Source organism: Pectobacterium zantedeschiae, assembly GCF_004137795.1.
GTDB lineage: Bacteria > Pseudomonadota > Gammaproteobacteria > Enterobacterales > Enterobacteriaceae > Pectobacterium > Pectobacterium zantedeschiae.
The window spans coordinates 16,071-30,415 of record NZ_NWTM01000008.1; the positions used below are offsets into that span (position 1 = coordinate 16,071).

10 protein-coding genes are annotated in these 14,345 nt (G+C 49.8%); 1 reads left to right on the forward strand and 9 read right to left on the reverse strand.

Annotated elements, in window-relative coordinates:
* Positions 1 to 77 precede the first annotated feature (77 nt).
* The gene (locus CLR69_RS22430; protein WP_242451680.1) at positions 78 to 212 is read left to right on the forward strand and encodes a DUF1127 domain-containing protein; all 135 of its coding nucleotides are present in this window, start codon (positions 78 to 80) and stop codon (positions 210 to 212) included.
* A gap of 68 nt (positions 213 to 280) precedes the next feature.
* Here CLR69_RS22430 and shiA read toward each other — a convergent pair whose 3' ends face one another.
* The 9 genes from shiA to secE all read right to left on the reverse strand — a co-directional run bounded on the left by shiA (position 281) and on the right by secE (position 14,119).
* Positions 281 to 1,678, reverse strand: a complete 1,398-nt coding sequence (gene shiA / locus CLR69_RS22435; RefSeq protein ID WP_131535245.1) for a shikimate transporter — start codon at positions 1,676 to 1,678, stop codon at positions 281 to 283.
* Between the two features lie 244 nt (positions 1,679 to 1,922).
* A complete protein-coding gene (rpoC, locus tag CLR69_RS22440; RefSeq protein WP_129710347.1) occupies positions 1,923 to 6,146 on the reverse strand; it encodes a DNA-directed RNA polymerase subunit beta' in 4,224 nt (1,407 codons plus the stop codon).
* A 141-nt stretch (positions 6,147 to 6,287) separates the two neighbouring features.
* Entirely contained in the window at positions 6,288 to 10,316 is a 4,029-nt protein-coding gene (gene rpoB, locus CLR69_RS22445; protein WP_131535246.1) for a DNA-directed RNA polymerase subunit beta, read from the reverse strand.
* 327 nt (positions 10,317 to 10,643) lie between these two features.
* Positions 10,644 to 11,009 carry a 50S ribosomal protein L7/L12 gene (gene rplL / locus CLR69_RS22450; protein WP_039308702.1) on the reverse strand — a complete coding sequence of 122 codons (366 nt, stop codon included), beginning with the start codon at positions 11,007 to 11,009 and terminating at the stop codon, positions 10,644 to 10,646.
* 66 nt (positions 11,010 to 11,075) lie between these two features.
* Positions 11,076 to 11,573, reverse strand: a complete 498-nt coding sequence (gene rplJ, locus CLR69_RS22455; protein ID WP_005970333.1) for a 50S ribosomal protein L10 — start codon at positions 11,571 to 11,573, stop codon at positions 11,076 to 11,078.
* A 317-nt stretch (positions 11,574 to 11,890) separates the two neighbouring features.
* A complete protein-coding gene (gene rplA, locus CLR69_RS22460) occupies positions 11,891 to 12,595 on the reverse strand; it encodes a 50S ribosomal protein L1 (RefSeq protein ID WP_039494851.1) in 705 nt (234 codons plus the stop codon).
* 3 nt (positions 12,596 to 12,598) lie between these two features.
* A complete protein-coding gene (gene rplK, locus CLR69_RS22465) occupies positions 12,599 to 13,027 on the reverse strand; it encodes a 50S ribosomal protein L11 (protein WP_129710351.1) in 429 nt (142 codons plus the stop codon).
* Between the two features lie 161 nt (positions 13,028 to 13,188).
* Positions 13,189 to 13,734 (reverse strand): transcription termination/antitermination protein NusG, encoded by a 546-nt coding sequence (nusG, locus tag CLR69_RS22470; RefSeq protein ID WP_005970339.1) that lies wholly within the window; start codon positions 13,732 to 13,734, stop codon positions 13,189 to 13,191.
* A 1-nt stretch (position 13,735) separates the two neighbouring features.
* Positions 13,736 to 14,119 (reverse strand): preprotein translocase subunit SecE, encoded by a 384-nt coding sequence (secE, locus tag CLR69_RS22475; protein WP_010285488.1) that lies wholly within the window; start codon positions 14,117 to 14,119, stop codon positions 13,736 to 13,738.
* Positions 14,120 to 14,345: the final 226 nt, after the last annotated feature.

Sequence of the window (14,345 nt, forward strand, 5' to 3'; positions counted from 1 at the left end):
TCACTGGCGAGGGGGAAAATATGGAATTTCATGAGAATCGATCACAAAAACCGTTCCGCGAGTCACCGTTCTGGCTAATGCTTATCTTGCCGTACCGCTTATGGAAAGCCTGGCGGGAAAGGGCACGCACGCTAAAGATACTGCGGAATCTGAGCGATGCGGGACTGAAAGATATCGGACTAAAGCGAAGCGATCTCGATCGATTCCGATAGCACAGCAGTAATACACCGGAGAAATGTCACCGATACAGACATGACATCTGTATCGGTAAATAAGGAGATTAGTGGGTTAGAGCATCATCCTGTGCTGGCTTCATCCGCATCCCGACAACTGCCGACAATAAGCAGCCGATGGCAAGGTAAGCTGCCACTGCGTGCCATGATCCATCCATAAACTGTACCAGCAGAACCGCGATAAAAGGCGTAAATCCGCCACCGACCACACTGGCAACCTGATAGCCCACGCCAGCCCCACTATAGCGATAGGCCGTACCAAATAGTTCAGTAAACATCGGCTGCTGTACGCTAACGATCATATCGTGGGCAGCATTCGCCAGCATGATGGCAAAGAACAGAATCAGCAGCGTGTTGTGGCTTTCCAGCGCCATGAAGAATGGCACCGCGCTCACCGCGCCAATTAGTGCACCAGTCACATAGATACGACGGCGGCCAAAGCTATCCGCTAGATAGGCAAAGAAAGGAATGGATACACAGCTGATCGCCCCCACCAGCAGCCCAATATTCAGAAAGATATCGCGCGATAACCCAAGATGGGTGGTGGAATAATTGAGTGCAAATGCAGTGACGATATACATCGTCAGTAGTTCACCAAGCCGTAGCGCAATAATCAGCAGAAATGCCTTCGGATGCTGGCGCAGTGCTTCCATAATCGGGAACGAACGCAGCTTATTTGCTCTTTCTCCCAGCGTTTTATTCGCCTCAAACTCCTGAGACTCATCCATCCCGTTACGTACCCACCAGGCAATGGCAACCAGAATCAAACTGAATAAGAACGGCAGACGCCATCCCCAAGTGGTAAATTCCTCATTGGTGGTCAAATTGCTCACCACCGACACCGATCCCGTTGCCAGTAATAGTCCGACACCAAAGCCAACCTGCACGCCACTGCTATAAAAGGCTTTCTTCTTCTTCGGCGCGTTTTCTACTGCCAACAGCGCCGCGCCGCCCCATTCGCCACCGACCGCGAATCCCTGAATAGCACGCAGAGTGACCAACAGCACTGGCGCCCACCAGCCAATAGAATCAAACGACGGTAACAGTCCAATCAGCGCGGTGGAAATGCCCATCATCCAGACTGTAATCATCAACATCCGTTTACGACCCAGCTTGTCACCAAAGTGACCAAACACCATGCCACCTAACGGACGGAACAGGAAACCAACGCCGAACGTACCAAATGCCGCCAGCGTCCCCATCGTCGGGCTAACCTGTGGGAAAAATTCCGTATTAAATACAAGAGCGGCAACAATTCCGTACAGTAGAAAGTCGTACCAGTCGACAACGGCACCGACAAAACTACCCCATGCAGCACGTTTGGCTCGATGTTGGGAATGGCTTACTGACTGTGTTTGTAAGGTTTTATCAGAAGAAAGTGAATCATCCTGATGAGATAATGAGTCGCCAGACTGTGAGAGAGTTGGCGTAGTTGAGGTGTCCATGTCGGTTCCGTTCTATTTACTTTACACTACTGTACAACAAAAAATTTCAGGAAGAAATAAAACGCCGGGAGCGTTTTATAACAACGCACAGCGTTGTGTCCGTCAGGGTGGAACTTCCATCAATTTTTAACGTCGCTTGCGACAGCTTTTAGGTAGCACGCAGGGATGTGCGCAATAAAAAAACCCCGACCATGATAGCCGGGGTTTTTGTTATTTACCGCATGATAGTGCAGCGTAAAGAGACTTATTCGTCGTCGCTGCTACCAAAGCCTGCGTTCAACAACTCAGCCAGGTTAGCAGAAGCTTCATCGGCACTCACCTGAGGCACGACAGGAGCTTCACCCGCCTGACGGCGGCGCATACGATCCTGATGGTACGCATAACCCGTACCAGCTGGGATCAGACGGCCCACGATAACGTTCTCTTTCAGGCCACGCAGCTCATCACGTTTACCTGCAACAGCAGCTTCGGTAAGTACGCGAGTGGTTTCCTGGAACGATGCCGCAGAAATGAAGGACTCGGTCGCCAGAGATGCTTTGGTGATACCCAGCAGATCGCGGCTGTACGTTGCCGTGATCTTGCCATCCGCTTCCAACTGACGGTTGGCAATCTTGATGCGAGACACTTCAGCCTGTTCGCCTTCCAGGAACTCCGTACTACCTGCGCTAACGATGGTGCCTTTACGCAACATCTGACGAACGATAACTTCGATGTGTTTATCGTTAATCTTAACGCCTTGCAGGCGGTAAACTTCCTGAACTTCGTTGGTGATATAACGCGTTACTGCATGTACACCACGCAGACGCAGGATATCGTGCGGAGACTCTGGGCCGTCAGAAACAACGTCACCACGTTCCACAACTTCACCTTCGAACACGTTGAGCTGACGCCATTTCGGAATCATCTCTTCGTAAGCATCGCTGCCATCCAACGGAGAAATCACCAGACGGCGCTTACCTTTGGTTTCTTTACCGAAGGAAATGATACCGCTGATCTCTGCCAGAATTGCCGGCTCTTTCGGACGACGAGCTTCGAACAGGTCGGCTACGCGTGGCAGACCACCGGTAATATCCTTGGTACCGCTGGATTCTTGAGGGAGACGCGCCAATGTATCACCAGCACCAATCTGCACTCCATCTTCCAACTGAACAATCGTTTTACCCGGCAGGAAGTATTGAGCAGGCATATCAGTGCCTGGAATCAGTACATCTTCACCTTTAGCGTCAACGATTTTCAGTGCCGGACGCAGATCTTTACCACTACCGGTACGCTCTGCGCTATCCAGAACCACGATAGAAGACAAACCAGTCAGTTCGTCGGTCTGGCGGGTAATGGTCTGGCCATCAATCATGTCAGCAAAACGGATGAAACCGCTCACTTCGGTTACCACTGGCATGGTGTGCGGATCCCAGTTTGCTACGGTTTCGCCGCCGCTAACTTCTGAGCCGTCACCCTTCGCCATCACTGCACCGTAAGGCACTTTATAGCTTTCTTTAGTACGTCCGAATTCGTCGATCAGTTTCAGTTCGGTATTACGTGAAGTAATAACCAATTTACCGTTACTGTTCATAACGAACTTCGCGTTGCTCAGTTTCAGGCTACCTTTGTTTTTAACCTGAATGCTGGACTCAGCAGCCGCACGCGATGCCGCACCACCGATGTGGAACGTACGCATGGTTAACTGTGTACCTGGCTCACCGATGGACTGTGCCGCGATGACCCCAATGGCTTCACCTTTATTGATGATATGACCACGAGCCAGATCGCGACCGTAGCAATTGGCGCACACGCCAAAGTCGGTTTCGCAACTTACCACTGAACGTACTTTAACGGCGTCAACGGAGTTCTCTTCCAACATGTCACACCACTGCTCGTTCAGCAGCGTGTTACGTGGAACCAGAATATCCGCGGTGCCCGGTTTGATCACGTCTTCAGCCGTTACACGACCCAGCACGCGCTCACGCAGTGGCTCTTTAACATCACCACCTTCGATAACCGGCGTCATCATGATACCTTCATGGGTACCACAATCGTCCTCGGTCACAACCAGATCCTGCGCAACGTCAACCAGACGACGAGTCAGGTAACCGGAGTTTGCCGTTTTCAGTGCGGTATCCGCCAGACCTTTACGCGCACCGTGCGTCGAGATGAAGTACTGGAGTACGTTCAAACCTTCACGGAAGTTTGCGGTAATCGGCGTTTCGATGATGGAACCGTCTGGTTTCGCCATCAGACCACGCATACCCGCCAACTGACGAATCTGTGCCGCAGAACCACGCGCACCAGAGTCGGCCATCATAAAGATGCTGTTGAAAGAAACCTGCTGCTCAACTACGCCATCACGGTTAACCACATCCTCAACGGACAGGTTTTCCATCATCGCTTTCGCAACACGTTCGTTCGCCGCTGCCCAGATATCGATCACTTTGTTATAGCGTTCGCCCGCGGTAACCAGACCAGACTGGAACTGCTCCTGAATCTCGGCAACTTCGGTTTCTGCTTCTTCGATAATCTCGGCTTTTTTCTCCGGGATAACCATGTCATCGATACCTACGGAAGCACCAGAGCGCGCCGCGTAAGCAAAACCGGTGTACATAGTCTGGTCAGCGAAGATAACTGTCGGCTTCAGACCCAAAATGCGGTAACAGGTGTTCAGCATTTTGGAGATCGCTTTCTTGCCCAGAGGCTGGTTAACGATCGAGTACGGCAGACCTTTCGGTACGATCATCCACAGGATGGCGCGGCCGATAGTCGTATCAATAATTGATGTCTGATGCGTAACATCGCCTTCGATGCTCTTGATCTCTTCCGTGATACGCACTTTAACGCGCGCATGCAGAGAGGCCAGACCGGCACGATAAACGCGTTCAGCTTCTTTCGGACCCGTGAGCACCATGCCTTCGCCTTTGGCGTTAACACAGTCACGCGTCATGTAATACAGACCCAATACCACGTCCTGAGAAGGAACGATGATTGGCTCACCATTCGCAGGGGACAGGATGTTGTTGGTCGACATCATCAACGCACGCGCTTCCAACTGGGCTTCCAGCGTCAACGGTACGTGTACAGCCATCTGGTCACCGTCGAAGTCGGCGTTATATGCCGCACAAACCAGCGGGTGCAACTGGATTGCTTTACCTTCGATCAGTACCGGTTCAAATGCTTGGATACCCAAACGGTGCAGTGTTGGTGCACGGTTCAGCAGTACCGGGTGTTCGCGGATGACTTCGTCCAGGATATCCCATACGACGGCCTCTTCACGCTCAACCATTTTCTTGGCAGCTTTAATGGTGGTAGCAAGACCACGCAGTTCCAGCTTGCCATAGATGAACGGCTTGAACAGTTCCAGTGCCATTTTCTTCGGCAGACCACACTGGTGCAGACGCAGGTATGGACCAACGGTGATTACGGAACGGCCGGAGTAGTCAACACGCTTACCGAGCAAGTTCTGACGGAAACGACCCTGCTTACCTTTGATCATATCGGCCAAAGATTTCAGAGGACGTTTGTTAGAACCGGTGATCGCACGACCGCGGCGACCGTTATCCAGCAAGGCATCAACCGCTTCCTGCAACATACGTTTTTCGTTACGTACGATGATGTCTGGCGCAGCCAGATCCAACAGACGTTTCAGACGGTTGTTACGGTTGATCACGCGACGATACAGATCGTTCAGGTCGGAAGTCGCGAAACGACCGCCATCCAGCGGAACCAACGGACGCAGATCTGGCGGCAGTACCGGCAGAACGGTCAGGATCATCCACTCTGGCTTGTTACCAGACTGTACGAATGCTTCCAGCAGCTTAATACGCTTCGTCAGCTTTTTACGTTTGGTTTCGGAGTTGGTTTCGGTCAGCTCTTCACGCAGCTGCTCGCATTCCTGCTCCAGATCCATATTCTTCAGCAGAGCCTGGATCGCTTCGGCGCCCATTTTCGCGTCGAATTCATCACCAAACTCTTCCAGCGCATCCAGATACTGCTCTTCAGTCAGGATCTGACGACGCTCAAGGTTGGTCATCCCACCTTCAACAACGACATAAGATTCAAAATAAAGCACACGCTCAATATCACGCAGCGGCATATCCAGCAGCAGACCGATACGGGAAGGCAGTGACTTCAGGAACCAGATGTGCGCAGTCGGAGAAGCCAGCTCGATGTGACCCATACGCTCACGACGTACTTTAGTCTGGGTCACTTCAACGCCGCACTTCTCACAAATAACACCGCGGTGTTTCAGGCGCTTATACTTACCGCACAAGCACTCATAATCTTTTACTGGCCCAAAGATACGGGCGCAGAAAAGGCCGTCACGCTCAGGTTTGAACGTACGGTAGTTGATGGTTTCTGGCTTTTTAACTTCACCAAAAGACCACGAACGGATCATGTCTGGCGAGGCCAGAGCAATTTTGATCGCATCAAACTCTTCGGTTTTAGTTTGCGCTTTCAGAAACTTTAATAAGTCTTTCACGGATTGGCTCCTGTCGGAGTTAGACCTGATAGACACCTGAACTATGCCGTTAAAGCAACCATGCTGTTAACAACAACATGGCCGTTAAAAACAGCGTTCAGGTGTCCCTATGACGAATGCCAGCAATACAGCGAGCTGGTATTACTTTTCTTCCAGCTCGATGTTGATACCCAGCGAACGGATTTCTTTCAACAATACGTTGAAGGATTCCGGCATGCCTGGCTCCATCTGATGATTGCCATCCACGATGTTCTTGTACATCTTGGTACGGCCGTTCACGTCATCAGACTTAACGGTCAACATTTCTTGCAGGGTATAAGCTGCACCATAAGCTTCCAGCGCCCACACTTCCATCTCACCGAAGCGTTGACCACCGAACTGCGCCTTACCACCCAGCGGCTGCTGAGTAACCAGGCTATAAGAACCGGTGGAACGGGCATGCATCTTATCGTCAACCAAGTGGTTCAGTTTCAGCATGTACATGTAGCCCACTGTAACCTGACGCTCAAATTGCTCACCAGTACGTCCATCGTACAGAGTAATCTGACCGGAGGTAGGGATACCGCCCATCTGCAACAGTTCCTTGATTTCTTTCTCTTTTGCACCGTCGAATACTGGCGTTGCAATTGGCATACCTTTCTTCAGGTTTTCAGCCAGACGCATAACTTCTTCGTCTGAGAAAGTACTCAGGTCGACTTTTTGACGCACATCGTCGCCCAGATCGTAGGCTTTCTGGATAAATTCACGCAGCTTGGTCACTTCTTCGTGCTGCTTAAGCATGGCGTTGATTTTCTCGCCGATACCTTTTGCAGCCATACCCAAGTGGGTTTCCAGAATCTGACCGATGTTCATACGTGAAGGTACGCCCAGCGGGTTCAGTACGATATCGACCGGCGTACCGTTCTCATCGTAAGGCATATCTTCGATCGGGTTGATCTTAGAGATAACACCTTTGTTCCCGTGACGACCTGCCATCTTGTCACCCGGTTGAATCTGACGCTTAACAGCCAGATAAACCTTAACAATTTTCAGCACACCTGGTGCCAGATCATCGCCTTGGGTGATTTTACGGCGCTTAGCTTCGAGTTTTTTCTCAAACTCGTGCTTCAGCTCATCATACTGTTCTGCCAACTGTTCCAACTGATTCTGTTTATCTTCATCAGTCAGACCCAGCTCCAACCAGCGCTCGCGCGGCAGTTTGTCCAGTTTGTCAGCTTCTACGCCGCCAGAAACCAGCACAGCGTGGATACGTGCAAACAGGCCCGCTTCCAGAATCTGCAACTCTTCAGTCAGGTCTTTCTTCGCCTGCTTCAGTTGCATTTCTTCGATTTCCAACGCACGTTTGTCTTTTTCCACGCCATCGCGGGTAAAGACTTGTACGTCGATAATCGTACCGGAAACACCGTTTGGTACACGCAGAGAAGAGTCTTTAACGTCAGACGCTTTCTCACCGAAGATCGCACGCAGCAGTTTCTCTTCTGGCGTCAGTTGGGTTTCACCTTTCGGCGTCACCTTACCAACCAGAATGTCACCACCAGTGACTTCCGCACCGATATAAACGATGCCAGACTCATCCAGTTTAGAAAGTGCTGCTTCACCCACGTTCGGGATGTCCGCGGTAATTTCTTCAGGCCCTAACTTGGTGTCACGAGACACACAGGCAAGTTCCTGAATATGGATGGTTGTAAAGCGATCTTCTTGAACAACACGCTCGGAAACGAGGATGGAGTCTTCGAAGTTGTAACCATTCCATGGCATAAATGCCACGCGCATATTCTGACCCAGCGCCAGTTCACCCAGATCGGTGGACGGACCATCTGCCAGAACATCGCCACGTTCTATAGGCTCACCCAGAGACACACACGGCATCTGGCTGATGCAGGTGTTCTGGTTAGAACGGGTATATTTGGTCAGGTTATAGATGTCGATCCCAGCTTCGCCCGGATACATTTCATCGTCATTAACGCGGATTACAATACGAGATGCATCCACGTACTGTACTGTACCACCACGTTTGGCTACGGCAGTTACACCGGAGTCAACCGCAACAGCGCGTTCCATACCTGTACCAACCAGCGGCTTATCAGCGCGTAAGGTCGGAACGGCCTGACGTTGCATGTTCGCACCCATCAGGGCACGGTTGGCGTCATCGTGTTCCAGGAACGGAATCAGAGATGCACCGACGGAAACCACCTGCTGTGTGGAAACGTCCATATATTCAACCTGATCGCGGCTGAACAAGCTGGACTCACCTTTGTTACGACAGGTAACCAGTTCGTCGATGAAGCGGCCTTCTTCGTCCAAATTGGTGTTTGCCTGTGCGATAACGAAGTTACCTTCTTCAATCGCAGACAGGTAATGTATCTCATCCGTAACCACGTTTTCACGCACGCGACGATATGGGGTTTCAAGGAAACCGTATTCGTTAGTTTGCGCATAAACGGACAGGGAGTTGATCAGACCGATGTTCGGACCTTCAGGCGTTTCGATAGGACAAACACGACCATAGTGAGTCGGGTGTACGTCACGAACTTCAAAGCCAGCACGTTCACGCGTCAGACCACCTGGACCCAATGCAGAGATACGACGTTTGTGCGTAATCTCAGACAGCGGGTTGTTCTGGTCCATAAACTGTGACAGTTGGCTCGAACCGAAGAACTCTTTCACGGCAGCCGAAATCGGCTTGGCGTTAATCATGTCCTGTGGCATCAGCGTATCAAGATCACCCAGAGACAGGCGCTCTTTTACAGCACGTTCTACACGCACCAGACCAACGCGGAATTGGTTTTCTGCCATTTCACCGACGGAACGGATACGACGGTTGCCGAGGTGGTCGATATCGTCCACTTCGCCTTTACCGTTACGGATATCAATGAGCTTCTTCATCACTTCGATGATGTCATCTTTGCTCAGGATACCGGAACCTTCGATCTCGTCACGCAGCAGAGAACGGTTGAACTTCATGCGGCCAACCGCAGACAGATCGTAGCGATCTTCAGAGAAGAACAAGTTCTCGAACAGCGTTTCTGCTGCTTCACGCGTTGGTGGCTCACCAGGACGCATCATGCGATAGATTTCAACCAGCGCGCTCAGACGATCGTTTGACGGATCGACACGCACGGTTTCAGACATATACGCACCATGATCAAGATCGTTGGTGAACAGGGTTTCAATACGTTTGTGACCAGACTGGCTCAGTTTAGCCAGCAGATCCAGCGACAGCTCCATGTTGGCTGCGCCGATCAGTTCACCAGTGCTCTCGTCGATATAATCTTTGGACAGTACTTTGCCAGCAATATATTCAACAGGCACTTCAATGCGCTCAATACCATCTTTCTCTAACTGACGGATATGACGTGCAGTGATGCGGCGACCTTTTTCGATATAAACTTTACCGTTCGCTTCGATATCAAACGACGCGGTTTCACCACGCAAGCGCTCAGGAACCAGATCCATCTGCAATTTATTGCCATTGATTTCATAGACAATTTTATCGAAGAAAAGATCAAGAATCTGTTCGGTGGAGTAACCCAGCGCGCGCAGGATAATAGTCGCAGGCAATTTGCGGCGACGGTCGATACGGACAAACAGGTTATCCTTCGGATCAAACTCGAAATCCAGCCAGGAACCACGGTAAGGAATAATACGTGCGTTATACAGCACCTTACCTGAAGAGTGGGTTTTACCTTTGTCGCTATCGAAGAACACACCTGGACTACGGTGCAACTGAGACACGATTACGCGCTCAGTACCGTTGATCACGAAGGTACCGTTATCGGTCATGAGCGGAATTTCGCCCATGTAAACTTCTTGTTCTTTGATGTCTTTAACGGTGCCTTCAGGCGCTTCACGCTCGTAGATCACCAGGCGCAGTTTAACGCGTAGCGGCGCAGAGAACGTTACACCACGGATTTGACATTCTTTAACGTCAAACACTGGTTCGCCCAAGCGATAGCTAACGTATTGCAGCTCTGAATTACCGCTATAGCTTTTTATTGGGAAAACAGAACGGAATGCAGCTTCCAAACCGTACTGACCTTCCGGGTCTTGCTCGATAAATTTCTGGAACGAGTCAAGTTGGATAGAAAGGAGATAAGGTATGTCCAAAACCTGTGGACGTTTACCAAAATCCTTACGAATGCGTTTTTTCTCGGTATAGGAGTAAACCATAGGGTTCCTCAGCTAGCTGACAAGTCGAACCACTCTGTCTGCCCTAACAAGGACAGTTCATGCAACACTATTTATGTTGGTCGGAAAATAGAGAACTTTCCGTAATACGTCTTTCTATTACTCTTAAACCATTTCGTTGCTCTTGCTTAGGCAAGGGGCCAATGCAGGAAAGCAGTATATTAAGTCGTCAATAGAAAAAAATATTGGGGGAAATCAATGGCTAAACAGTGTGAAATCCCATTGATGCCCTACAGCGCAAAAAGGCTGGTGACTAAAAAGTCACCAGCCATCAGCCTAATAAATCAGGCTGTAACCTGAAAGGTTGGCTTATTTAACTTCAACTTCTGCGCCAGCTTCTTCCAGTGATTTCTTCAGTGCTTCAGCGTCATCTTTGTTCACGCCTTCTTTCAGAACTGCCGGTGCAGATTCAACCAGATCTTTGGCTTCTTTCAGGCCCAGACCAGTTGCGCCACGAACAGCTTTGATTACAGCAACTTTGTTAGCGCCGATAGCTTTCAGCACAACGTCGAACTCAGTTTTTTCTTCAGCAACTTCAGCTGGGCCAGCAGCAACAGCTACAGCAGCAGCAGCAGAAACACCGAATTTTTCTTCCATAGCAGAAACCAGCTCAACAACATCCATTACAGACATAGCTGCTACTGCTTCCAGAATTTGATCTTTAGTGATAGACATAACAATTGTTCCTAAGAATCAGAAATAGTTTATACGTTAGCAAGTGCGTTAAAAAAGAAAGCGTTATTACGCTGCTTCTTTTGCATCGCGAACAGCTGCCAGAGTGCGGACCAGTTTGCCAGCAGCGGCTTCTTTCATGGTCGACATCAGACGTGCCAGTGCTTCTTCGTAAGTCGGCAGCGTTGCCAGACGGTCAATTTGAGCCGCCGGGATCAGCTCACCTTCAAAGGCTGCAGCTTTGACCTCAAACTTTGCATTCGCTTTCGCGAACTCTTTGAACAGACGAGCAGCAGCGCCCGGGTGTTCCAGAGAATATGCAATCAGGGTCGGACCAACAAACGTGTCTTTCAGGCATTCAAATTGAGTACCTTCAACGACGCGGCGCAGCAGGGTGTTACGAACAACACGCATGTAAACGCCAGCTTCACGACCTGCTTTACGCAGTTCGGTCATTTTATCAACGGTAACGCCACGGGAATCCGCAACAACCGCAGACAGCGCACCTTTGGCTACTTCGCTGACTTCAGCAACAATCGCTTGTTTGTCTTGAAGATTTAATGCCATTAGCTTTTGCTCCTGGATTTAGCCGGAGAAACTCTCCGGAACTCACTTCACTTATCGCCAAAATTAGAGATAAGCGTTGAAACACGGTGAGCAGAATCCAGTAAAAAATTATTCTTTATAAAAAAGAAAAACGTTATTTAGGCTCTGTCACCGTCTACGCAGGAGGATTAAGTTTCTTACGAAACACCTGCGGTCTTGGACGGAGGCCTGGATAGGCCAGGCTCCAACCGAAAAATTCTTGCGTTATCCCACTTAAGGAACAACGGGCGTAAAATTATAGGTAAATCCCACACCCGAGTAAAGCGGAACAAAAGCTATTAGTTAGCTGCAGCGTTCAAACCGCTCTGGTCGATAGCAACACCAGCGCCCATAGTGGTAGACAGGCTAACTTTCTTGATGTACACGCCTTTTGCCTGAGATGGTTTTGCTTTTTTCAGCGCAACCAGCAAAGATTCCAGGTTTTCTTTCAATTTGTTAGAATCGAAATCAACCTTACCGATAGTGGTATGGATGATACCGTTCTTGTCGTTACGGTAACGAACCTGGCCAGCTTTAGCATTATTAACTGCTTCGGCAACGTTAGGCGTTACAGTACCCACTTTCGGGTTTGGCATCAGGCCACGCGGACCCAGAACCTGGCCCAATTGGCCAACAACGCGCATTGCATCTGGAGATGCAATAACAACGTCAAAGCCCATTTCGCCTTTTTTGATCTGATCGGCCAGATCTTCCATGCCCACAAATTCAGCGCCAGCAGCTTTAGCGGCTTCAGCGTTTGCACCTTGGGTGAAGACAGCAACACGAACAGAACGACCAGTACCATGAGGCAGAACGGTTGCACCACGAACGTTTTGGTCAGATTTACGTGCATCAATGCCGAGGTTAACAGCTACGTCTACACTTTCTACGAACTTAGCAGTGGCCAGCTCTTTGAGCAGAGCAACAGCTTCGTTGATGTCATACTGTTTAGTTACATCAACTTTGTCACGGATCACGCGCATGCGCTTGGTCAGCTTAGCCATTTATTAATCCTCCACTACCAGGCCCATGGAACGAGCAGTACCTGCGATAGAGCGCGCCATGGCGTCTACATCAGAACCAGTCATGTCCGCAGCTTTAGTTTCTGCGATTTCACGAATCTGAGCGCTCGTTACTTTACCAACTTTGTCTTTGTTCGGCTTGCCGGAACCAGACTTGATACCAGCCGCTTTCTTCAGCAGAACTGCTGCTGGAGGCGTTTTGGTAACGAAGGTGAAAGAACGGTCAGAATAAACGGTAATAACAACTGGAGTCGGTAGACCCTTCTCAAGGCTTTCCGTTTTAGCATTGAATGCCTTACAGAATTCCATGATGTTAACACCTTGCTGACCCAGAGCTGGACCTACTGGTGGGCTCGGGTTAGCCATACCAGCTGCAACTTGCAGCTTGACATAGGCTTGTACTTTCTTGGCCATTTAACTTTCCTCGATTGGGTAATAACGCCTAGCAAAAGGCTCCCCGTGGTTTGTAGTACGTTTCAGACGCCGCAAAGGCCACTGAAAAACAAAAGGCGCGAAATTATAGGTTAATTTCGCGCCATAGGCAAGTAGCTATTTTCAGCAAGTCAATCAGGCAGTTAGCCTTTTTCGACCTGAGCAAAGTCTAGTTCAACAGGTGTCGCACGACCAAATATAGAAACAGATACCTTCAGGCGGCTCTTCTCATAGTCTACTTCTTCAACAACACCGTTAAAGTCAGCAAATGGACCGTCGTTAACACGAACCATTTCACCTGGTTCAAACAGCGTTTTCGGACGAGGTTTGTCACCAACCTGCTGGAGACGATTCATAATCGCATCCACTTCTTTGTCACTGATCGGCGCAGGCCTGTCAGATGTACCGCCGATGAACCCCATAACACGAGGAACACTGCGCACAAGATGCCAGCTAGCATCTTCCATAACCATCTGAACCAAGACATAGCCAGGGAAAAACTTGCGTTCGCTCTTACGACGCTGGCCACCACGGATTTCAACTACTTCTTCAGTAGGAACCATGACTTCGCCAAACAGTTCTTCCATATTATGGAGTTTGATGTGCTCACGCAGCGACTGTGCCACGCGACCCTCAAAACCAGAAAACGCCTGAACGACGTACCAACGTTTTTTTGGAGCTTCAGACATCTTAGAACCTCAGGCCAGTGATAAACGATACCAAACGGACCAGAATACCATCCAGTCCCCACAAAATCAGTGACATCACGGCGGTCACCGCGGCAACGATTAACGTGGTGTGTAACGTTTCCTGACGAGTCGGCCAAATTACTTTGCGCACTTCTGTACGCGCTTCGCGAGCAAACGCTACGGTTGCTTTGCCTTTCGTGGTCAGCAGTGCCACACCACCGGCTGCGGCGATCAGGATAACAACGGCCAATGCACGCAGAGGAAGACTAAATTCACGGTAATAATAATTGCCAACAATCGCAACAACCAGTAAGGCACCTACTACTAGCCACTTAATCACTTCCAGGCCACGCCCACTATCCTGAGCTTCGGTATTCGCACTCATAAACCAACCTGTCACAATGATTCAGACAAATAACTTTGCCCCGCAACCACGGGGCAACCAAACCGAAAGATGTTCTGTAAAACGAATAATTCGGTATTTACGCCGTATCTACAGAGCCTATCTCACCAATGATTATACCGCACAATCGCTGATGAGATAGGTTCTACCATGACAGCGTAGAAAAAGGGCATCAAATGATGCCCTTTTATCGCGTGTCGCGTCAAAC